Raw genomic sequence first — 22,908 nt, 5'->3', positions numbered from 1 at the left:
AGTGAATAAAGAAGCGAGCTGGGAAGCGTGTTCTGATTGTCAGGGGCAGGGGAAACGCAGTCGACGACTCCGTAAAAAAGTGCGTTTGCTTTACCTAAAACAGCTGGCCGAATATGAAAAGTCGGGCGGTGAAGGCGTTGAGCCAGTGCGTCCTAAAGGTCATCTTGAGTCTTGTTCAAAGTGTGCAGGAACGGGAGTGTTACCTGCGCTAAACCCACCGTCTTCCAAGAGTGACAACTATCCTCATATTGCCATTATTGGCGGAGGCATTGGTGGCGTGGCTTTGGCTGTAGCCTGCTTACACCGCGGTATTCCTTTTACTCTTTATGAACGAGACAGTGGTTTTGATGCTCGCTCTCAGGGTTATGGGTTGACCTTGCAGCAAGCAACAAGAGCGGTTGAAGGTTTGGGCATTACGTCGTTAAAAGACGGTGTTGTGTCCACAAGACACTTGGTTCATACCCCAGAAGGAAAAGTCGTAGGCGAATGGGGCATGCGCAAATGGATGCAGTCCGATGACGCTACAAATCCACAACCATCAAGACAAGCATCGCCAAAACGAACCAATATGCACATTGCTCGTCAATCTTTGCGTTTGGCCATACTTGGGCAGTTGGAAGGTCATGCTAGCGTGCAATGGAATCATCAGCTGCTCGATTTTACGGATAACAAAGACGGCGTTGAATTGACGTTTCTTGTTCATGGTGAAAAGAAGCGAGCCAAGGCGGATTTGGTGGTCGGAGCAGACGGCATTCGCAGTGTGGTGCGTAAGCAGTTGATTGGCGAAGAGACAACGCCTTTGCGTTACTTAGGTTGCATTGTCATCTTAGGGATTTGTCCTTTGAGTGAGCTTGAAGGCGTTGAAAGTGATTTGTTGGATTCAGCAACGGTATTCCAAACAGCTAATGGCAACGAGCGAATCTACATGATGCCGTATGCTGCGGATTCGGTGATGTGGCAGCTGAGTTTTCCTATGTCAGAAGAGGATGCCAAAGCATTGAGTGCAAAAGGCCCCGAAGCGCTGAAAGAAGAAGCCTGTCGACGAACCCAATGGCATGCTCCTATTCCTCAAATCTTATCTGCAACAAAAGCTGCGCAAGTATCTGGATATCCTGTTTATGATCGTGAGTTACTCACATCGGAACGGTTAGAAAAAGGCAATAACGTCACCTTGCTTGGAGACGCTGCGCATCCAATGAGCCCATTCAAAGGTCAAGGCGCGAACCAAGCCTTGTTGGACGCATTGGCCTTGGCAAGAAGTATTACCAAGGGGTGCTGGTCTTTGTCTCAATGGCGAGAAGCTGGTTTGAGAAAAAGCGTCTTAACTGAATTTGAAGCTGAGATGTTAGAACGAAGTGCGGTGAAAGTAGAAGGTTCAGCTGAAGCCGCTGAGTTTTTGCATTCGGATCTTGTGTTGCACGAAGGGGACGAACCGAGAGGTCGTTGCTTAAAAAGAGACAATGTATAGGAAAGGTGACACAGAGTTCTTTGTTAGATAGATTCTTTATCAATTATAAAAATAAGTAAGGATACATTTTGAATCAAAATTTTGCGTTTAAAGCAGAACTGCTTCTTATATTGGTGACTATTTTTGCGGCACTTGGTTGGGTGTTTTCAAAAGAGTCTCTCGCCGGAATGCCGCCTTTATTTTTCATCGCTATGCGCTTTTTAATTGGGGGCGGTGCTTTATTGCTTATCGGGAAAAAGTATTTCCACGGTGTGCAATGGCGTGAAGTATTTCCTGTTATCTTAATTGGCGCGGTTATGGCGATGGCCATGCTATTTTGGATTATGGGTCTCAAACAAAGTTCGAATCTGGGTGTTGGGGCTTTTATAGCCTGCCTTGGTGTTGTTTTCGTTCCTTTTATTGGTCGGTTACTGTTTGGTGATCGCCCAACATTAAGTATTTGGTTGTCGTTACCCATTGCTGTGTTGGGGCTCGCTTTTTTAGCACTCAGCGATGGTTTAGAGCTGGAAATTTCTCATTTGTATTTTTTAGGAACGGCGATTTGTGTCGCTTTTCAGCTTAACCTGTTATCTCGCTTTCTGATTAGTATGCACGCTTTGGTGTTAACGAGTATTCAGCTGACAACAACGGGTGTTTTGCTATTAATCGTGTCTTTATTTGTGGAAGGTACACCGTCGGGTATTAGTATCAATATTATGGGTTGGCTTTTATGCAGTGCATTAATTTCAACCAGTTTGAGATACTTATTACAAATGTATGCTATGAGTTTAGCGCCCGTGAGTCATGGTGCGGTGATTTTGAATTTAGAGCCGGTTTGGGCGGCGATTTTTGCCATGCTTTGGTTCAATGAAATAATGACGATAGGGCAGACAATTGGCTGCTTTTTGGTCTTTATTGCTATGTTAACTAGCCGTTGGCCTCAGGTTAGATCGATATTTATCCGTTCTAAACGTAAAACCTTATAAGCATTTATGGCTTTGCTCATGAATGTCATTCCATGCCAAAGAACAACCAAGTGAATGTCTGTGTTCCTTGGCTTTCAAATGTAGACGTGTCCTATTGGCGACCCCATCAATAAAGAACAGAAATATTCGTGGATTAGTTTTCTTCTCTTCTAAAATGTCGTCATGGTTTCCTATATAATACGGCCATTCTCGTTTTTGGCTTTTTAAACGATTTTCTAACAGATAAAAGACGACACTCTATGTTTAACGTTTCCTCCACCCGTTTAAATAAATACATCAGTGAAAGCGGTATTTGCTCTCGCCGAGATGCCGATCGCTTTATTGAGCAAGGCAATGTTTTTATCAATGGCAAACGCGCCAAAGTTGGCGATCAAGTCATGGCGGGCGATACGGTAAGAGTAAACGGTCAGTTGATTGAACCACAAGATGCAGATGATTTTGTGTTTATTGCCTTGAATAAACCGGTTGGGATTGTCAGTACAACAGAAAGCTCTGAGCGAAATAACATTGTTGATTTTGTTAGCCACGGCGTGAGGATTTTTCCTATTGGCCGCTTGGATAAAGATTCCCAAGGTTTGATCTTTTTGACCAACAATGGCGATCTTGTAAACAAGGTGCTGCGTGCGGGTAACAATCACGAAAAAGAATATTTAGTTACGGTGAACAAACCAATCACGGACGATTTTATCCAAGGTTTAGCTGGCGGTGTGCCTATTCTAGGCACCATGACGAAGAAATGCCCAGTGAAAAAGGTGGCGGCCAACGTCTTTAATATCACCTTGGTGCAAGGATTAAATCGTCAGATTCGTCGTATGTGTGAACATTTTGGCTACGAAGTCATGAAGCTCGAACGCACACGCATTATGAATGTGAACCTCAAAGGTTTACCCGTTGGCGAATGGCGAGATCTAACCCAGAAAGAGCTGGCGGTTTTATTAAAAGCCGTAGAAGACTCTTCGTCAGAAAGTAGCGCGCCAGCGAAAAAGTCTCGCAATGCGCCACGTAAAAACAATCCATCCAAAAACAATCCCGCTAAAACGTCTGGCGATGGGAGAAAGCCCAAAGCCCCAAGAGGCAATACTAAGCATCCTAGACCTGATGATCGAAAACCTTCGGGATCTTCCAAAGGAAAAGACAAACGCCCATTTGGTGATTCAAAAAAGCCAGCGGGAAATGGCAAGTTTCCTAGCGGTGGTAAGCCAAATGGCGGCAAGCCTTCTGGAAGAGGCAAGCCAGCAGGCAAAGGGCAGCGTCCACCAAAGGGCAGAAAAGCTTAGGCTTGAGCTAAATTATGTAAGTTTTATGGGGCTTTTGTTCCGTACTAAGGATATTTGAAGGTATTTAAAAGTCTGGATTTGTATCCCTATTCTTAGGCTTTTATTATTGGTTTTTGAATCTTTATAAGGAGGTTTTTTATGAAAATGATTAAGTTTTTAGCACGACCTGTATTTTTTGTTGTCTTATCTTTTAGCGTAACTGCTTGCGTACTTATGCCGGGTGGACCGCATAGTCATGGTGGAAATCATGGTGGCGGTGCGGCTGCAGGCCATAAATAAGTGAAAAAGGAATGCTTCGGTGTTCCTTTTTTATATTGGATTGAACCTGTCTTATCTCAGTTCTAAAGGATGTTATGTACACAGATGAAGATTTAAATCGGGCGATTGAGAAAAAGGTTTTCTCGCCTGAGTCCGTAGCGGCATTTCGTAACATGGTGTCATCATCCAATGGTTCGCCTGCAGTGGATGAAGAGAACTTTCGCTTAGTGGGTGGTTTTAACGATATTTTTATTGTGATTGCCTGCGCCTTATTACTTTTTTCATCTCTTTGGGTAGTGGGCTCCGTAAGTGACGTTTTAGGCTACTTGGTGTTTGCTGGCTTATCTTGGGGATTGGCGGAAGTCTTCATTTTAAAACGTAAAATGGCACTGCCTGCGATTGTGTTGCTGCTGGCGTTTGTCGGTGGCGTATTCGCTTTTTCACAAGCCTTGTTTGGCAGTGTGTTGACGTCAACACCGGTTATTTCAACAGCGTTATCTACTCTGGCGGCGTATTTACATTGGCGACGTTTCAAAGTGCCTGTCACGATTGCTGTGGGAACAGGAGCGGCTTTGGCCTTGTTGGCTTCTGTCGTTGTGAGTATTTTTCCAGCAAGTACGAGCATTTTAATGGCGACGGTTTTCTTCTGCGGTTGCATTGCTTTTGTATGCGCTATGTATTGGGATTCGTCCGATAGAACCCGCACAACCAGAAAATCCGATGTGGCATTTTGGCTGCACCTTTTATCGGCTCCTTTGATTATTCATCCTATCTTTTCAAGCCTTGGCGTATTAGAAGGGAATGACAGCTTCGCGAATATGCTCATGATTGTGTTGTTGTATGTGTTTATGACCTTGGTGTCGATTTCCATTGATCGTCGTGCTTTTATGGTGTCGTCATTGGTGTATGTGATTTACGCGCTGTCGAGCTTGATCGAAGGCTATGGTGGTATTGGTTACAGCTTTGCCGTGACGGGCGTGGTAATGGGCGCTTGTTTGTTATTACTGTCTATTTATTGGCAGAAAATGAGAGCGAAACTGGTGCTTGCTCTGCCGGAATTTATTCAAGCTTCTGTGCCAGAAGTTGTCAAAAAATAAACAATTAGAAATGTTTTAAAGTGAAGGATTGAGTATGTCTTTTCAGAAGGGTTTGGGGTTGAGTCGATTATTTTTCATTGCTTTGGTGGTGTTTCTATCGGGCTGTTCCGCGTTACAAAAAACATTGGATGTGAAAAAGCCAGAAGCTTCCGTGACAGGCGTGTCTATTAAAGATTTATCCACTGACGCAGTAACCTTGCTGGTGGATGTAAATGTCGCTAACCCAAACTCGTTCAAGCTGAATACTGCTGGATTTGATCTGGATTTAATGATTAACAAGAGCAAGATAGCAACCATTGCTCAGCCTGATGCAAGCTTGTCTTTACCAGCAAAAGGCAGCAATAACATGACGTTGCCAGTGACTTTAACCTTTGACCAAGTGCTCGCTAGTGTCAGTGGATTGGGCGATAAAGCCGAAGTCGATTATGGTATTGAAGGTAAGGTCGCGATTAACTTACCTGTTCTAGGCGATATTGATATACCTGTTGATTATACAGGTGTTTTACCTGTTCCTAAGCAACCAGAAGTGGAAGTGAAAAACTTCAATCTGGATTCAATTGGCCTAAGTGGCGCTCAAGTGAGTGTCGATTTGGAGGTCACCAATCCGAATGTGTTTGACCTTAATCTAAACAACTTGAACTATGCGTTGGCGATAGAAGGCAAGCCAATCGGGCAAGGCAATATAAAAGCCATCGACTTACCACAAGGTGAAAAACGCGGACTCACCATTCCTTTGTCTATTGGCATGAGTGACATGGGAATGAGTCTATATCGTTTGATGACCAGTTCTGATCCAATTAATGTGGATGTGAGTATTGGTGCAGATGTTGATACCAGTATTGATGGTTGGAAGTCCACGCCGCTGCAATACCAAACTCAACAAACGTTAAATCGTTAGAGTGAGATTATTTGTCATATTTTTATGTTACCTATAGAAGTGGTTGTTTAGAAAGCATGTTGGGAAGGTATGCGTTATTCGTCATTCTATGAAACAGTGACTGCTTGTGAAGAGTGTGATTTGCTGCACCGCATTCCGCCGTTAAAAGGGGGAGAGCGTTTTAAGTGTGAGCGTTGTCAGCATGTTCTGTTGAATGTACATGAACATGCTTATGGGCGAATTTTAGGCACTGCCGGATCGGCACTTCTCATGTTGGCACTGGCGCTGATTTTCCCTTTTCTGGGCTTTTCCACCAATGGTGCTGAACGCAGTGTTACCTTGTTTAATGTCGTAACCGTATTGATTCAGCAAGATTATTTAATCTTGAGTGCGATTGTTTGTCTGGCGCTGTTTGTTTTTCCTGCCGCGTATTTATTCGCTATTTCTTGTTTAATTTGGTCCTTTATACATAACAATATTAATAGTGCCTTAAAGCGTTACTTTACCCGTTGGGTGATTAGTATTCAGCCATGGCTAATGGTGGATGTATTTCTCGTTGGGGCTTTGGTGGCTCTAGTAAAAATGAACAGCCTTGCCGATATTGAACTGGGTTTATCCTTTTGGGCTTTTTGCGGTTATGTGGTTTTGTTGGTCAAAACCATCAGTTTGGTAGATCGACGTTGGTTGTGGAATAAAGTCGCAGGGCCGGGGCCAGAGCAGGTTATCAGCGCTGAAAATACCACAGCAGTGGAAGAAGATTTAATAGGCTGTCACTTTTGTGGGGCAACGCAACAAGGTCATGCCAAGCATTGCAGTCGTTGTGGCCATTCGATTCATAGTCGCCGCCCTAATAGTTTGACAGGCACCATCGCTTTTTTGATTGCCGCTATTATCATGTTTGTTCCGGCGAATGTTTTTCCTATTATGCAGACGACGTTTTTAGGCGGCTCTGAACCATCGACTATCATGGGTGGCGTTTTTTTACTTTGGTCTTTGGGATCTTATCCTGTCGCCTTGGTGATTTTTCTCGCCAGTGTTGTCATACCTCTTGCAAAGATATTTTCACTCAGTTGGTTGTGTTGGCAGTCATACAAGCCGACAGAGCGTGAAACACAGCAAAAAATTAAGTTATATCGAATGACGGAAGTAGTTGGGCGCTGGTCAATGATAGATATTTTTGTTGTTGCCGTTTTGACTGGCTTAGTACAAATGGGGAATTTGATCTCAATTTTACCCGGCCCCGCCGTATTGTCTTTTGCCGCTGTGGTCATTTTGACCATGTTAGCCGCGATGATGTTTGATCCACGATTATTATGGGACAAAGACAGAGAAGTGAAGTTGTCTTTGTCAGAGGAAGTAGAATGATGGAAGAGCGCAAAAATATCGAAAGCCTGAGACGAGTGCATTTTAACTCTATTTGGCTGGTTCCTACTGTGGCGATTCTGGTTGCCAGTTGGATGTTGTATCAGAATTGGTCGAGCCAAGGCCCGATTATTACCTTGGTCGCGTCAAACGCAGACGGCTTAGAAGCAGGCCAGACAAAGCTGAAAGCCCGAAATGTCGATGTGGGGCGAGTGATTGATATCCGTTTGAGCGATGATTACGACAACGCCATTATTAAAGTCCGAATGAATCAAGGCACTCAAGGCATGTTACGGGAAGATGCTAAGTTTTGGGTGGTGAAACCGCGTATCGGAAAAGATGGCGTCAGTGGTTTGGGGACTTTATTGTCTGGTGCTTATATTGATATGTCGCCAGGTGAGCAAGGGCGAGAAAGCGAGAGTTTTACTTTATTGAGTCAACCGCCTTTATCGAATAACGAAGAAGGCATTCGTATCTTATTGCACAGTATGGACAGCGCAAAGTTGGATGTTGGAACCTTGGTGCATTTTCGCGGTTATGAAGTGGGTTACGTGGAAGAAGTCGGCTTTGATACCAACACCGGAGCCATTACTTACCGTATTGTTGTACAGCCTCCTTACGATGCGTTAGTTAACAACTCGGTGCAGTTTTGGATAACGCCAGGTTTGTCTTTTAGAAGTTCAGTACAAGGGTTTGAAGTGAAGTTGGATTCCTTGGAAACCTTCTTATCTGGCGGTATTTCGTTTGGTTTAGGCAAAGGGAAAACATCTGGAACACCGGTAGAAGACTTAACAGCTTTCACCTTGTTCGCTTCCAAAACCGATGCGGATAATCATTTTTACGAGCAAGCTGCGGAGTATGTCTTCTTGTTCGACTCTAACGTGAGTGGCTTGGCCGCGAGTGCTGATGTAGAGTTCCGAGGCGTGAGAGTAGGAAGCGTATTAGAAGTGCCGTTTAATGGTTTATCTGTTGATGCATTAGCGTCTCAAGATCGCCCAGTGATTCCGGTGCTTGCTCGTATTGAGCCACAACGCCTGAACGCTTTTAGTGTGCCGGAAGGGCAGTCAGTAGAACAATGGAAAGCCTTGCTGGAAGATCGAATCGAAAAAGGCCTGAGAGCAAGATTGGAAATCGGTAACTATTTGAATGCTGCCAAAGTGATTAGCCTTGATTTCATGGATAACCCGCCAGCAGCGGAGCTTCAAGAGTTAGAAGGGTATCAGGTCTTTCCAACAGGGCCAGACTCTTTTGCCAATCTTGAAAGTAAGGTGTCTAATTTATTGGATAACTTAGCAGAAGTGCCGCTTAAAGACGCGTTTGAGCAGCTTGGGCAAACCATGGGTGAAGCAAATCAAACATTGCGTCAGCTTCAAGAAATGAGCGAAACCGTGACCTTGTTGCTTGAAAAGTCAGAAACTCAGCAATTACCTGAAGACATTTCTGCGGTGATGGCAGAGCTCAATCTGACTTTAGAAACTTACCAAGCCAATGGACAAATCGGCCGACCATTAAGAGAAAACATGGTGTCGTTAGGTCGAGCATTGAATGAGCTTCAACCTTTGTTACGTCAATTGAGAGAGAACCCAAGTACTTTGATATTTGACAGTCAGACACGATCGGACATTGAACCGAAAGCAGCGAAATAGAAAAGAGACAAAAATTATGATGATGAAATGGCGACTTTGTTTAACTCTAATGCTTGCAGGCTTGGTGACAGCTTGTGCGAGTACAACACCGCCAAGCAACGAATACTTGCTGATAGATGCCGACATTATGAAGGTGGAAACTAGAGCCACAGAAGATATGTTTGTACAGATAATGCCTGTTTCCGTGGCGAATTATTTAGCAGGCAATGAAATCGTGTTAGTCACAGAAGAAGGCCAAGTTCATAGGTCAGCGAATAATTTATGGGCGGAAACCTTGTCGCCACAATTGACGAGATTGACTCAACAACGCCTAGAAAAAGCCCTGCCAAATGTGACTTGGTTTGGTGGTCAAAGATTACCAGCGGAGGCCATTGCACTTTTGAACATAGAAGTGGATGACTTTTATGCCGACTTAAAAGGCATGGTTCATATTTCTGGACGTTGGCAGTTGATGTCTGCATCAGGTGTGCTGTCTGCCTCTGAAACCTTTTATGTGACAGAGAGCCTAACATCGGACGGTTATGCTGCTATGGTGCAGGCTTTATCAGAGAGTTGGTTTAACGATGTGATAGACCCAATGGCGAACAACATCGCGCAGACCTTGAACCAATAGTTTCATCATTGCACAAAGTAGAATTTGAATAGATAAAGTTAAGCATTGAATAGATAAAAAATAACCCCGTCACTCTAAGAATGACGGGGTTATTTTTTGCTTCAACGTAACGTTAGACGTTCGTTTTTAAAGAGTGAAAGGGCGGTCGCCGTCTTCATCTTTAATGCGAGTCGGTAAGCCCATCTCGTTCAACAAACCTAGGAAAGGTTTTGGATCAAGCTGTTCTACGTTGCGCATTTCTTTTGCATCCCAAGTGCCGTTAGCAACAAGGATGGCCGCTGCAACGGGTGGAACACCCGCAGTGTAAGAAATACCTTGGCTGCCTACTTCGTTGTACGCATCTTTGTGATCCGCCACGTTGTAGATGAATACTTCTTTCTCTTTGCCGTCTTTGATGCCTTTCACAACATCACCGATGCAGGTTTTACCTGTGTAGTCTGGAGCCAAAGAAGACGGATCAGGAAGAACCGCTTTAACCACTTTAAGAGGAACAACTTCCAAACCTTCAGCGGTTTTTACTGGTTGCTCAGAAAGCAAACCTAGGCTTTTCAATACAGTGAAAACATTGATGTAATGCTCACCAAAGCCCATCCAGAAACGTACGTTTGGCACGTCTAGGTTTTGAGACAAAGAGTGAACTTCGTCGTGGCCTGTCATGTAAGCAGTTTGTTTACCAACGACTGGCAAATCGTCTGTTCGGCTGATTTCGAACATTTTGTTTTCTTGCCAAGCGCGATTCTGCCAAGAGTAAACACGACCGGTAAATTCACGGAAGTTAATCTCTGGGTCAAAGTTGGTCGCGAAGTATTTGCCGTGGTTGCCCGCGTTGATGTCGATAATATCGATATCGCTAACTGTGTCGAAATAGTCATTGTACGCAAGTGCCGCGTACGCGTTTACCACACCTGGATCAAAACCTACGCCAAGAATTGCGGTTACGCCTTTGTCTTTACATAAATCGCGGCGTTTCCATTCGTAGTTTGCGTACCAAGGTGGTGTTTCACAAATTTTTGCTGGGTCTTCGTGGATCGCTGTGTCTAGGTAAGCAGCACCCGTTTCGATACATGCTTCCAATACAGACATATTGATAAAAGCAGAACCCACATTGATCACGATTTCAGATTCAGTTTCTTTGATCAATTTTACAGTGGCTGGAACATCAAGAGCGTCTAGGGCGAATGCTTGAATGCGGCCCTCTACTTTCATGCTGCCTTTGTCGAGGACACTGGATACAATATCGTCGCATTTCGTAACGCTGCGCGAAGCAATTGCGATATTGCCCAGTGTGTCATTGTGTTGGGCGCATTTGTGGGCTACAACACGAGCCACGCCTCCGCCGCCAATAATTAGGACATTCTTTTTCATTAAACTATTCTCCAAGGTTTGAGTCGGACAGAATTAAGATAAATTCTGTTCAAAGTCGCTGTAATCAAATTCTCTAACGAGTTCAATGCTACCGTCCAATTGACGTATGGCAATAGAAGGCATTTTTACGCCGTTAAACCAGTTTTTCTTTACCATGGTGTAACCCGCAGCGTCTTCAAAAGACAAACGGTCACCCACTTTTAATGCTTGCTTAAATTTGAATTCACCGAAAATATCTCCTGCTAAGCAGGACTTTCCGCAAATCATGTATTCGTGTTCGCCATCGCAAGGCGCCATTTTAGCATTTTCACGGTAGATCAATAAGTCCAGCATGTGGGCTTCAATGGAACTGTCTACCACAGCTAAGTTTTTACCGTTAAACAAGGTATCTAAAACAGTCACTTCCAGCGTTGTACTCTTAGTTATCGAGGCTTCGCCTGGTTCCAAATAGACTTGAATGTCGTATTTTTCTGAAAAGGCTTTCAAGCGTTGGCAGAATTGGTCAATTGGGTAACCTTCGCCTGTAAAGTGAATACCGCCACCTAAACTGACCCATTTCACTTTTTGGATAAGATGGCCAAAACGCTCCTCGATCAGAGTAAGCATTTCATCGAAACGGTCGAAGTTATCGTTCTCACAATTGTTGTGGAACATAAAACCAGAAATGTCATTGATCACGGTTTCGATTTTTTCTGGGTCCCATTCGCCAAGACGACTAAATGGACGCGCTGGATCGGCGATTAAAAACTCAGATGTACTCACTTGAGGGTTTACTCGAAGACCGCGTGTTTTGCCTTCACTGGCGTCTTTAAAGCGAGTGAACTGACCAATGGAGTTGAAGATAATTTTATCGGAATGCTCTAACACTTCTGCGATTTCATCATCCGCATAGGCCACGCTGTAGGCATGAGTTTCCCCTTGGAACTTGGTTTTACCCAGTTTCACTTCATACAAAGAAGAAGACGTTGTGCCATCCATGTATTCCTGCATAAGGTCAAAAACAGACCAAGTTGCAAAACACTTCAGAGCGAGTAGAGACTTCGCGCCAGATTGCTGACGAACATACGCAATTTTCTCAAGATTTTTGAGAAGTGCGGCTTTGTCGATAAGGTAATAAGGAGTCTTAATCATGGCAATCTGCCCACAAGTTAAAGCGCTGTATTTTAGAGAAAGGAGGGGGCTTTTTCTAGCTAAAATCAAAGTATCAGAAAGAAATTAATCATCCAAAGCTCAAGTAATATGTGTCTTTGTTAAAAGAATTTACCGTGAATGAAATAACTCAATCTTAAGCCTCTTTTATCACTCGTTATTAGACAGTAAAAAGCCCAGCTGGCTTTCACCAACTGGGCTTGTCTTTACTTAGTGACTTTAGATTTTAAAGCCAGCAACGAGTTTATCCAACGTAGAGGATAAGCTGCTCAATATTTTGCTGTTGCCAGATAAATTGTTCGCGGTTGTCACACTGGTTTCTACCGCGTTTTGAATGCCTGTTACGTTTTTCGCAACATCTTCAATTGCCAGCAATTGCTGCTCGGTCGCCAAGGCAACTTGCTGGTTTGTTTTGTTCATAGCGTTAACTTGCAAAGAAATGCTGTTCAGAGATTGTTCTGCAATCTTCATAGAACCAACACCTTCGCCCGCAATTTCTTGACCAGATTGAGACGCGGTTAAGGCCTTGCGAGACTCGGCTTGCAGTTGGTCAATCATCACTTGAATTTCATCTGTTGATTGAGCCGTACGCTTCGCAAGATTACGAACTTCATCAGCAACTACCGCAAACCCACGACCTTGTTCACCTGCTCGCGCAGACTCAATAGCCGCGTTCAATGCAAGCAAGTTTGTTTGTTCAGAGATATTGCGAATGACTTCTAGAATACCGCCGATTTGCTCTGAGTTTTTCGCCAATTCTTCGATGATCTTCGCGGTTTTCTTACTTTCTTCTGCTAAGTTTTCTACTGTGTTTTTCGCAGTAGACACCACGCTCAAGCCTTCTTTTACTTCACGCTCGACTTCATTTGCTGTATTGGCTGCATCCGCAGCGTTTGCAGAAACTTCTCTTACCGACGCTTCAACTTCATGGATAGCAGAGGCAACCATAGAAGTACGTTCACTTTGCTGTCTCGCATCGTTTAACATATCGTCAGCTGAATTCAGCATTTGACCAGAAGCATCGCTTAATTGTCGGCTAGTCTGGCTAACTTGTTTCACCAAGTTATGAATAATGCTAACAAACTTATTAAAGCCGTTACCGATATTCGCCAACTCTACTGGACCTTCATCGTCCAAGCGTTGGTTCAAATCTCCTTCACCTTCACCAATTTCTTTAAGGTTGTTGGCAACCACGCTTAACTGTTTAACTAATCTTGAGCCAATAAGGAAAGCCGCAACAATGGTAATGATGCTTAGCAAAATACCCATTATTAGCAGAGAGTGTCCCATTGATGAAACACCACCAAATATGGCTTCATTAGGAATTTCTGCTACCAAGATCCAGCCCATAGATGGAATGTACTGACTGGCTAAAACAGAATTTTCCGCCATAACGATATTTAAGCCATCTCGCTTTAATAACGTGTCGCTGACTTTTTTACCGTACAGATCTACAACTTTAGTTGTTTCCAACAGCTTTTCATTTCTGTGGATTTTTAATGTGCCGTCTTGGTCGATTAAATAAACAAAGCCGCTGCCATTAAAAGAGAAGTTATTTAGATAATTCGTCATCTTATCTAAATCCATACCAAAACCAGCTAATCCACGACCGCTCGTATTTTGGTAGTTCACAAATAATCGTACTTCACCGCTGGTTTTACTGCGGTATACACTGACATTCTTAGTATCAGAAGACGCCACGAAATCGTAGAACCATGTATCGCGACCTGGCTGCATGACACGCAAAAAGCCATCTTGGTTCCAGTATTTAGCCGTTTCTCTGTCTGCCCAAGAAGCAGCATCTAGCCCTAAGCGATTTTTAATATTGTTTAATAATTCAACAAGATTTTTCTCGCCAGACTCAGGATAGCCATTTCGTGCCCAATCCAAAATAATTGGGTTGTTTGCCAATATTTCAGCATTCACAGCCAATGTTTCGATTTGGTTCTCAACTTCGTTTTTTACTTGAGTAAGTTGAGCTGGCAGTTCTGTCGTAGTTGTCCGTTCTAACATAACGGATCTAGCTTGATAGAAACTTAACAAACCCATAGAAATGGTTGTTACCAACACCACTATGACAAACGCATAGATAAGACGCAGTTTTAAAGACACTTTATTTGGACCTTTTTGAGATGACTAAATGGCTAATTTAGGGGAAGCTTATATGCTGACCTACTGGTCAGATTGGGCGATTCTAACAGAAAAATAAAATAAATAAACATAAGTGATTTATTAGTTTTAAACATCTGGCAGCGCTCTAAATATAGGGCTATACACAGCACTCTGCAAAAAATATTACGGATATTTTCACTTAATTTTAAAAGAGAAAAACAGAAGGATTTATGTGGTTGATATATAAAGAAACTTTAATAAACTAACCAAAAAAGTAGGTCACGATAAAGGTCGGAACGACCGTAATCTGATGCTGAGAACGTAGTCTTCATCTCAAGGGTTGAACCCCTTTTCTAACCACAAAACGATTAATGTATGAAAAACTGAATTGAAAAGGGCTTTGACCCGAGTTATCAAAATACTCTGTGGCAATACCAATCAACTCGCGCTACATTAACCTCATAACGGAATAGAAATACAGAGAATGACGGATGCTTTACCTTCGACAAATCCCTTTTTTTATTCCTTTCAATCTAGCGCAAGCTTGTTTTACCAGTTTTTAATTTTGTGAATAGATTTATAAAACACTGAAAATTCAGTTTTTTGTAGAGATATTTAGATAGTTTTTAAGATGTGTAAACGCGCATGCGCATTAATAAAGTGTTATGCTTCTTATTCGACATATACGATAGCATTCTATTCTTTAGGACTAAAAATCAGTTTCATGAAAGATATTTATCAAAACCATTTAGATACAGCAGATAAGATACAAAATCATTCTGAAAAGTTAACCTATTTAACATCAGTTTTAAGGTCATTGCTGCAAACAGCAGTTATATCTTCATTTGAAATTACCAAAAATTTAACACCCAGCGATGAAGTTGATTTACCCGCATTAACCAACCGTTTTTGTAAGCCATCAGATGGGATACCACTACAAATTCTAGATACACTCGCCCCGATTATTAGAGGCTTTGTAGCAAAAAATTATTTGCATGGGTGGTTTGAAATAACAAATAATATAGAAACACCTTTATCTAAACAATTAACACAATGGGTAGAGTTTAGAAATAAAAGACCTGGTCATGGTGTATTGGATTCGAAAATTACAAACGAGTGGTCAACGAAAACAGAAAACCTAATCAAAGATTGCCTAACTGTATTTGCAGATATACTGCCGGCTCTTACCAGCGTTGGAGGGGTGTTACCTCTTAATAAATTTGAAGGGGTTCAAATAAAAGCCCCAGTGTATGTCAACAATAGTGCAATTGTCGTTTTAAGTATTATTGCAAGAAAAGGAACGTGGAAACTAAAGGGGCAGCTACTTTCTTTAGAGAATGCAAATGAATTCACAATTACTCTTGAGGAAGACAATGTATTCAATACTGGAGGAATAAAACCAATTAGCGAATACGACCTAGCTGATATTATTTCTAACAATAAAAGTTATTCTTTTTTCCACAATATACCCACTCGACAAACGGACACATTTGAAGGAAGGAAAGTAGAATTAAAGCAAATTCAAGAATGGATTGATGACGAAGATTCTAGGTACTGTTTAGTATATGGCGATGGTGGTTATGGGAAAACTACTTTGGTTCTTGAAATGTTGAATCTTTTTTTAGAAAGCCAGTATGACTTTAACGAGCCTCTGCCCACTATAATTAGCTACCACACTGCTAAAATGACTAGGTGGACTGATGAAGGGTTAGTTCATTTAACTGGAATACTACCAGTAATGGATGAATGCTTAAGAGAGTTAGTTAGATGTTTCGAACCAGTTTTGGGGCATGAATGGTACAGCGTCTCAGGACGCCAGTTAGTTGATAAAACAGTTGGTGTTTTACGCGCTAACAAACTTACACGCGACGATGTCCTCTTAATAATCGATAATACAGAGACCCTTGCAACAAGCACTCAAGAAGTGAAAGACCTAGGTGCCTTCTTCAAAACAGTTGGAAAATTAATTGGACGGGTAATCATTACATCAAGAAGAAGAGAGTTCATTGAAGCCACCCCAATAGTTATTGAGGGTCTTTCCGAAATTGAGGGTGTTAACCTAATGAAAAGACTTGCAGATGAGTTTTCTGCAAGGCCTATTCAGCAGGCGGGAGAAGCCAAATTACGAAAGGTATCAGCTCAGCTGATGCATAAACCAATTCTTTTAGAAGCTCTGGTAAAATATGTTGCTCGTGGTTCTTCTGGGATTGATGCCGCAATTGACACTGTATTCAAAAAATCTAATGAAGATTTGTTAGAGTTCTTATACGAAGATGCATGGCAAAGAATGAGCCAACTTCAGAGAAAGGTATTTCTGACATTGATTCACTTATCTAGTCCGCTAGATCAAAATACTATTAGTAGAACATGTCAAGAAATCGGTATACAACATACCGAGTTCCAAGGAGGTCTTGAAGAAACTCACTTTGCAGTTCTGACAGATTATGGGCGTACATATACTATAGAGCTTGTAGATTTATCACAAAGATTTTTCCTTCAACAGTTTGGAAAGTTAGATCCATCTGAAAAAGAAAAACTCAAAGCTGTAGCTGCTTCTGTTGATTCTTATGCGGCTGAGAGAGAGCAAATCGACAAGGAGTATAAGACTGATCGTGTAGCTGAGGCATTCCGAAGTGAGTATGCCAAAGCTGCAAAGGTATATGTTGATAAAGGTGATGTCAGTAATGCTATTGATATGTACGAATTAGCCATTGAAGATGATCCTGTTAACTCATCGCTACATGACAGGTTTTCTTGGTTATTATTGAACAAAACAACCGACTTCGAATATGCAAAGCAAATATCAGAGAAAGCAGTAGCTCTTGATAGAAGCAATTGTGACGCAATCGTTGGCCTCGCACTTGTTCATTATCGATTAGGAAATGTCTCAGATGGAGATAAATATATTGATAAGGCTAGAAAGGCAGGAAGAAGCTTTTCTTTTTGTCTTCTTAGAAAGGCGATAGCAAGATATTACCAAGCGAAAGATGAAGAAATTATAGATAAAAAGATTGAGTTTCTTGAAATCAGCCTTGAGCTATTAGAGCAAGCAGAGAAAAATAATAGCAGAAGTAATGGATACGATGCGAAAAACAAAAAAGATATACAGCGCTATCAAAATTTAACTAGACGACGGCTAAGTACGCTACGGTCTAAAAGAACAAAAATGCTTATTACTGGTGCAAAATAGGTATAACAAGTGGTTCCAGGTGACGCATACGGCGCACCTGAGCCAAGCGTTAGCCCACCAATCCATCACCCAAATCCCCACATAGAGCAAACTTAATCACAGGTGATTCTGAGGAAACTGTGAATGACTGAGTACAGCGACAATCAAAATGAAGCCATCTTCTTTTGTAAAATAGGCTGTGTGTTTAGCGACTGGAAAGTAAAACCCGTTAGGGTAAATGTCATCACAACTACGGCCAATTGTTGGATTGTCTGCTAGCAACTGAAATCCGCTGAGTAACGCTTCTTTATAGTTTTGCCACTGAGACTCGGAGAAGTTGTTAAGGGTATAACTTTTTATATTTTGTAAATGGGCTTGAGCTTGTTTACTTAGCTTGTATTTATTCTTCTGCATAATGGGTTATAAGGCGTTCAAAAAATCTTCACCATCAACGACATTACCTTGCGCTAAATCTTGCTTGGCAGACTCGAAGCAATGTTTAAGGTAATCCCTTTTCATCGCTTCTAATTCTTCATAATCTTTAATAGACATAACAACTACGGCGTCTTTACTGTTCTTGCTAATCTTAATTGGCTCACGTTGAGCGTTAAGAAGTAACTCACCAAAATTACGTTTAGCGTCATTTGCAGTTAATGTGTGCATGATCAATCTCCAAGTATGGATCTAGTATAAGATTATAGTTATTCGCATGAAATGATCAATACGATTAAATCGTGTGATTTGTGCAAAAGGTAAACGAAAAAATAATTTAAGAGGGATTTTCTACGCTTGGTATTTTTGCTTAAAGTTAAGTGTTTTGGCGTGAATTGTGAGAGTTCTGAAATAAAAAAACCTCAGCACCGCCAAGTAAACATAGAAGCCTGTTTGTTTAGTATCTTTGCTTTGTAGGTGTGGTCGCTGGCTTTACTCGCTACGCCATAGCATACATGAAGCGGGATTAAGTGTTCTTCGCGAGGGTGACAAAATCTCGCCGAAGGCGCAGATGACCAATTAACCAGAGCCTGTTTTCGGTTTTCTTCAGAGACGTTTTTGCCTTCCATTGTGGCGGTTAGCCAATCATCAAATTCGATGTTTTTCACGTCGGCTTGGTTTGAGTTTTTCGAGAAAAACGCTTTCATATTGTGAAATGAAAAGCCTGAACCAATGATTAATAAATTGTCCCAATCCAATGTTTGTAATGCTGCGCCGATTTGAATGTGTAATGCCGCATCGAGGCTTTTTGCCAATGAAAGCTGAACACATGGAATGTCGGCGTCTGGGTACATGATTTTAAGCGGCACAAACAAACCATGGTCGAAGCCACGGTGTTCATCTTGCGTGGCATCAATGCCTTGTTTGTGTAAGCTGTTTAGAATGTCATGTGCCATTTCAGGCGAGCCCGCGCATGGGTATTGTATTTGATAGGATTCTTCAGGAAAGCCGTAATAATCGTAGATTAATTCGGGAGAGCGCGCCGATGTGACGGTAGGGATTTGGGTTTCCCAATGGGCGCTTATTACTAAGATGGCGCTTGGTTTTCCAACGTCTTTGGCGATTGTTTTCAGAGTCTGGATCATCTCGTCATGGCTTGGATCGTTCAGCAAAGGCATTGGGCCGCCACCATGGGAAAGGTAAACAATGTTGCGATTCGAGGTCATGTTACTTCCTAGTTAGTGACATCATCTCTTCTTGGTTCTGGGAAGAGATGATGTGAATGCGTTTTTATGTATTTTTGTTCACAAGTGCGTTGTCTACAGAGTAACGGCCAGCGCCTTGAATCGCTAAGGCGAGTGTTGCTGCAAACAAGACCAGTGCGTATTCGTAGCCATTGTTCGACATGAATAACCCATGACTAATGTGAACGCTAAAGATGGCAACCAACATGGTAAACGCGCTTAATGCGGCCGCTGGACGAGTCAGCAAACCAAGTACCAATGCTAAGCCACCAAAGAATTCTGCGCTGCCCGCTAATAACGCCATAAAGTAACCCGGCTCAAGTCCAATGCTTGCCATCCATTGTCCTGTTCCTTCTAGGCCATAACCGCCAAACCAACCGAAGAGTTTTTGTGCGCCGTGTGCCGCTAACACTATACCAACGGGGATTCTTAGGATAAAAGCACTTAAGCCTGCGTTTGATTGTAGTAACTTCTGTTTGTTCATTGGGTGACTCCTTTAAAGTTGTTCACGAATAAGAAAAGACGGAGCAGAGTGTCTGGCTCAATCTGATTGAGATGTATATTATTGGTTATGATTTAATTGATAAATTGAGTATATGTTGAATTATTATCAACATTTTGTTTGTAATTGGGTTTGCAATTAAATTGACTATTTCAGACGCAGAATGGGAGCCATGATGGATCGTATTGAAACAATGAAGGCGTTTGTCACGGTGGCAGAAGAGGGCAGCTTTACCAAGGCGGCGGAAAAATTACAGCTCTCGAACCAATTAGTGAGCAAGTACGTTTCTCAGTTTGAAGCGCAATTGGGCGTGAGGTTGTTTAACCGAACCACTCGGCGTGTTCATTTGACGGAAGAAGGCGAGCAATGTTTGCAGCATGCGGTGAGTATTTTAGAAAGCATTCACGATATGGACAGTTACTTTGGTGAGTTGCAAAGCACGGTTTCTGGTCAGCTCTCCATTAGTGCGCCTGTGTCTTTTTCCACGCTTCACCTTTCGCCCTTGATACGGGATTTTAAAAAGCAGTTTCCTTTGGTTAGCGTTCATTTGGAATTGAGTGATCGCAAGGTCGACGTGATCGAAGAAGGCGTCGATGTGGCACTAAGAATTGGTCATTTAAAGGATTCTTCTTTGATCGCCAAAAGAATCGCGCCGATCAAACTGGCTTTGTGTGCCGCGCCTTCGTATTTGGAGAAAAACGGTTACCCAAATCATCCATATGACTTGATCGCTGGGGATTTCCTGCGCTACAGCTATATGAACCTTGCGCCATCAGAGCAGCCATTAGTGGAAACTTTACGGGCTCACGCGCAGAACAATCAATCTGGTTTGGTGGCGAATAACGGCGAAATATTGATGACGGCGGCCATCGCAGGAGAAGGTTATATATTGCAGCCTACGTTTATTGTGGGAAAGGCGTTGAAAGAAGGCCGCCTGATTTCAATCTTGGAAGATTACGCCTTGGATTCCATGGGCTTGTATGCGGTTTACCCACACCGTAAATTGCTGCCGCCGAAGCTTCGCGCCTTTCTTGATTTCATCGGCTCTTATTATGGCGATCCGCCTTATTGGGATGATTATTGATGTACTTTAGATGAAAGGCAGGCATTCGCTCATGTATTTTCGAATGCCTGCCTTTGTTTTTGCGGAAGTTCGTTTGCTGTCTATGGAAATTCGTTTCTATAAAACGCTAAATTCCATAATGAATCGACGAAGATAAATTGCGTATGGATTTCACGATAGACAAGGGAACACCCGTGCTGGTGCTTGGGTTTTCTGGAGAAGGTATGCCTTGGCAGTTCAGTTGCAGTTGACCCACTTCACTATCAAATTCAATAAGCGTGTTCATGATTGGGCTGATAGGATCTGCGACCAATCGGACTTTTGTATTGTCGAGTCCAACGGTAGCAAGGGCCAACATGGCGCTGATGTTGCTGCTTTTCGGGAAAATATTGGCGGCTTCGCGAGCCGTTCCTTCAAAGAAGCAGGTTGGTTCAGTAATAGAATCTAAATCGATTAATTCTTCAGCGCGTGTGCCTTTCCAAGAAATAACAGGTTTTTCTTGAGTAATCGCGGCATTGCTTACTTCAGATAAAGAAGAGGCAGACATCCAATCCAAAGCGGGTAATGCGCCTGCGGACAATAACATTTGCGCGCCAGATTGCTCTGCGGTTTGTGTGAAGGCAGCGAGTATGTCGTCGTTGGTGAAAAGCCCAATGCTTGATACCAAAAGATCGATGCCTTTTTCCAGTATGGCAATGCCGTATTGGCTGAGAGATTCTTGGCCAGCGGCTTCAATAACGATATCTGGTTTTGCGGCAAAAAGTGTTTCGATATCATCTGTGATTAATGATTTAAAATGACTGGATTGATCCTTGTTAATGGTTAGGTACTTTTCTTTGTCGCGGCAAACTAAAGCAACGAGTTCCGCGTTGCCTGCTTCACCTTTTTCGATGCAATTAGCTACATGACCACCAATTGCGCCTAAACCAATAATGCCAACTTTTAATCGAGTTTGTGATTTCATTTTAATCCTTGAGTTGATGTAAAGAGCACCTCATGTGGAATAAGGTGCTGTTTAAAATGTGATGACGGCTAAAAAAGGTAGCTAGGGATTGCCAAGCTAAGCCAAGGTACATAAGTAATGATCATGAGGCCGACGAGTAAGATGAGTAGGAAAGGGATACAGCCTTTGAATATTTCAAAAAGTCCCATTTTAGAAATGCTGACAGCAACAAATAGGTTCAGTCCGACGGGTGGCGTAATCATGCCAACGGAGTAGTTCACTAAATTGATAATCCCGAAATGCACAGGGTCAATTCCCACTTGGGAAGCGATTGGCGTCATTAATGGCGCTAAAACGATGATCGCGGAAGCACTATCAAGGAAGAAGCCTGCAATCAGCATGATAAGGTTGAGCAACGCGGTAATCGCAAAAGAAGAATCGCTTAAAGACAGCACAGCATTGGCTAATGCTGATGGCGTTCCTGTAATAGTTAGCAACCATGAGAAAGCAGACGCGCCGGCTGTGATCAGCAATAAAGAGCCAGAAATTAAGCCTGTGCTTTGCAGTATTTCCCATAAGTCTTTTGCACTGACTTGTTTGTAAATCACCATGCCAACAAACAATCCATAAAGACAAGCGACTGCCGCGGATTCTGTCGCAGTGAAAATGCCGCTGTAAATCCCGCCAAGTAGAATGACTGGAAGTCCTAAGCCCCAAGCCGAGCCTTTAAAAGCCGCTGAGATTTCTTTGAAAGTAGGAAAAGGCGTTCTGGCGTATTGCTTCTTTTTTGAATAAATCATGCAGTAGATGATTAATAATCCGCCAAGCAAAAGAGCAGGTAATATGCCTGCGGCGAAAAGCTGACCAATACTGGTTGCGGTGACGGAACCATAAATGATTAAAGCGATACTAGGAGGAACAATTGGCCCTAAAGTACCAGCGGTTGTTAGTAGTCCAATGGCAAAGCGTTTGCTGTAACCTGCTTCAACCAAAGCGGGAAACATGATGCTGCCAATGGCAACCACGGTTGCTGGGCTTGAGCCAGAAATAGAACCAAAGAATAGGCAAGACAAAACAGCGGCAGAAGCCAGACCACCTGGCGCCCAACCTATTAATACTTGAGCCAGTTTAATGAGTCGAGTAGACAAGCCGCCAACTCGCATTAATTCAGCCGCTAAGATGAAAAAAGGAATGGCCATTAATGAGAAGTTGTTGATGCCTGAGAACATTCTCATCGGAACGATGGTTGGGTTGATAGAGCCAGCCAATTCCATGGAGCCGATGACGGAAAAAGCCAATGAGCCATAAATTGGCAAGCCAAGTAACAGCAGAATTAAAAAAAGCGGAAGTAATATTGTAATCATGA

20 protein-coding genes are annotated in these 22,908 nt (G+C 42.6%); 11 read left to right on the top strand and 9 right to left on the bottom strand.

The annotated features are described in order from the left end of the window. Position 1: 1 nt before the first annotated feature. The 9 genes from ACMUMQ_RS05900 to ACMUMQ_RS05860 all read left to right on the top strand — a co-directional run bounded on the left by ACMUMQ_RS05900 (position 2) and on the right by ACMUMQ_RS05860 (position 9,563). Complete coding sequence (locus ACMUMQ_RS05900; protein ID WP_414681080.1) at positions 2-1,468, top strand: FAD-dependent oxidoreductase; 1,467 nt, start codon at positions 2-4, stop codon at positions 1,466-1,468. A 68-nt stretch (positions 1,469-1,536) separates the two neighbouring features. After that, positions 1,537-2,433 carry a DMT family transporter gene (locus tag ACMUMQ_RS05895; RefSeq protein ID WP_414681079.1) on the top strand — a complete coding sequence of 299 codons (897 nt, stop codon included), beginning with the start codon at positions 1,537-1,539 and terminating at the stop codon, positions 2,431-2,433. 239 nt (positions 2,434-2,672) lie between these two features. Continuing rightward, the gene (gene rluF, locus ACMUMQ_RS05890; protein WP_414681078.1) at positions 2,673-3,710 is read left to right on the top strand and encodes a 23S rRNA pseudouridine(2604) synthase RluF; all 1,038 of its coding nucleotides are present in this window, start codon (positions 2,673-2,675) and stop codon (positions 3,708-3,710) included. A gap of 138 nt (positions 3,711-3,848) precedes the next feature. Then, positions 3,849-3,989 (top strand): hypothetical protein, encoded by a 141-nt coding sequence (locus ACMUMQ_RS05885; protein ID WP_414681077.1) that lies wholly within the window; start codon positions 3,849-3,851, stop codon positions 3,987-3,989. Between the two features lie 74 nt (positions 3,990-4,063). Further along, positions 4,064-5,065 (top strand): hypothetical protein, encoded by a 1,002-nt coding sequence (locus ACMUMQ_RS15850; protein ID WP_527195807.1) that lies wholly within the window; start codon positions 4,064-4,066, stop codon positions 5,063-5,065. Between the two features lie 34 nt (positions 5,066-5,099). Beyond that, entirely contained in the window at positions 5,100-5,963 is an 864-nt protein-coding gene (locus ACMUMQ_RS05875) for an LEA/WHy family protein (protein ID WP_414681076.1), read from the top strand. A gap of 69 nt (positions 5,964-6,032) precedes the next feature. Further along, positions 6,033-7,307, top strand: coding sequence for a PqiA/YebS family transporter subunit (locus ACMUMQ_RS05870; protein ID WP_414681075.1), 1,275 nt, complete (start codon positions 6,033-6,035; stop codon positions 7,305-7,307). Then, positions 7,304-8,950: an intermembrane transport protein PqiB gene (pqiB, locus tag ACMUMQ_RS05865; protein ID WP_414681074.1), complete on the top strand. Its 1,647-nt coding sequence runs from the start codon at positions 7,304-7,306 to the stop codon at positions 8,948-8,950. The genes ACMUMQ_RS05870 and pqiB overlap by 4 nt, the downstream gene beginning before the upstream one ends. A gap of 16 nt (positions 8,951-8,966) precedes the next feature. Further along, a complete protein-coding gene (locus tag ACMUMQ_RS05860) occupies positions 8,967-9,563 on the top strand; it encodes a PqiC family protein (RefSeq protein WP_414681073.1) in 597 nt (198 codons plus the stop codon). Between the two features lie 126 nt (positions 9,564-9,689). Here the strand turns inward: ACMUMQ_RS05860 and ACMUMQ_RS05855 are convergent, their stop codons facing one another. From ACMUMQ_RS05855 to ACMUMQ_RS05845, 3 genes are all read right to left on the bottom strand, one after another. Continuing rightward, positions 9,690-10,928: a saccharopine dehydrogenase family protein gene (locus ACMUMQ_RS05855; RefSeq protein WP_414681072.1), complete on the bottom strand. Its 1,239-nt coding sequence runs from the start codon at positions 10,926-10,928 to the stop codon at positions 9,690-9,692. Between the two features lie 33 nt (positions 10,929-10,961). Then, on the bottom strand, positions 10,962-12,059 hold the full coding sequence (gene nspC / locus ACMUMQ_RS05850; RefSeq protein ID WP_414681071.1) for a carboxynorspermidine decarboxylase: 1,098 nt from the start codon (positions 12,057-12,059) through the stop codon (positions 10,962-10,964). A 237-nt stretch (positions 12,060-12,296) separates the two neighbouring features. Beyond that, complete coding sequence (locus ACMUMQ_RS05845) at positions 12,297-14,189, bottom strand: methyl-accepting chemotaxis protein (protein WP_414681070.1); 1,893 nt, start codon at positions 14,187-14,189, stop codon at positions 12,297-12,299. 724 nt (positions 14,190-14,913) lie between these two features. On the opposite strand from ACMUMQ_RS05845, the gene ACMUMQ_RS05840 reads away from it, so the two are divergent. Continuing rightward, positions 14,914-17,379 (top strand): hypothetical protein, encoded by a 2,466-nt coding sequence (locus ACMUMQ_RS05840; RefSeq protein ID WP_414681069.1) that lies wholly within the window; start codon positions 14,914-14,916, stop codon positions 17,377-17,379. A 96-nt stretch (positions 17,380-17,475) separates the two neighbouring features. Here ACMUMQ_RS05840 and ACMUMQ_RS05835 read toward each other — a convergent pair whose 3' ends face one another. From ACMUMQ_RS05835 to ACMUMQ_RS05820, 4 genes are all read right to left on the bottom strand, one after another. Continuing rightward, entirely contained in the window at positions 17,476-17,772 is a 297-nt protein-coding gene (locus tag ACMUMQ_RS05835; RefSeq protein WP_414681068.1) for a type II toxin-antitoxin system RelE/ParE family toxin, read from the bottom strand. Between the two features lie 6 nt (positions 17,773-17,778). Next, on the bottom strand, positions 17,779-18,021 hold the full coding sequence (locus ACMUMQ_RS05830; protein ID WP_414681067.1) for a type II toxin-antitoxin system Phd/YefM family antitoxin: 243 nt from the start codon (positions 18,019-18,021) through the stop codon (positions 17,779-17,781). A 191-nt stretch (positions 18,022-18,212) separates the two neighbouring features. Then, complete coding sequence (locus ACMUMQ_RS05825; protein ID WP_414681066.1) at positions 18,213-19,016, bottom strand: DODA-type extradiol aromatic ring-opening family dioxygenase; 804 nt, start codon at positions 19,014-19,016, stop codon at positions 18,213-18,215. 64 nt (positions 19,017-19,080) lie between these two features. After that, positions 19,081-19,518 (bottom strand): DoxX family protein, encoded by a 438-nt coding sequence (locus ACMUMQ_RS05820; RefSeq protein WP_414681065.1) that lies wholly within the window; start codon positions 19,516-19,518, stop codon positions 19,081-19,083. Between the two features lie 190 nt (positions 19,519-19,708). Here ACMUMQ_RS05820 and ACMUMQ_RS05815 point away from each other — a divergent pair, with 190 nt between their 5' ends. Then, positions 19,709-20,620 (top strand): LysR family transcriptional regulator, encoded by a 912-nt coding sequence (locus ACMUMQ_RS05815; RefSeq protein WP_414681064.1) that lies wholly within the window; start codon positions 19,709-19,711, stop codon positions 20,618-20,620. A gap of 106 nt (positions 20,621-20,726) precedes the next feature. Here the strand turns inward: ACMUMQ_RS05815 and ACMUMQ_RS05810 are convergent, their stop codons facing one another. Beyond that, complete coding sequence (locus tag ACMUMQ_RS05810) at positions 20,727-21,563, bottom strand: aspartate dehydrogenase (protein ID WP_414681063.1); 837 nt, start codon at positions 21,561-21,563, stop codon at positions 20,727-20,729. Between the two features lie 68 nt (positions 21,564-21,631). Next, the gene (locus ACMUMQ_RS05805; protein ID WP_414681062.1) at positions 21,632-22,906 is read right to left on the bottom strand and encodes a TRAP transporter large permease; all 1,275 of its coding nucleotides are present in this window, start codon (positions 22,904-22,906) and stop codon (positions 21,632-21,634) included. Positions 22,907-22,908: the final 2 nt, after the last annotated feature.

Origin of the sequence: Marinomonas algae (assembly GCF_047525555.1) — a bacterium.
Classification (GTDB): Bacteria; Pseudomonadota; Gammaproteobacteria; order Pseudomonadales; family Marinomonadaceae; genus Marinomonas.
The sequence above is the reverse complement of the archived record's forward strand: the minus strand, read 5'-3'. Positions and strand labels throughout refer to the sequence as shown.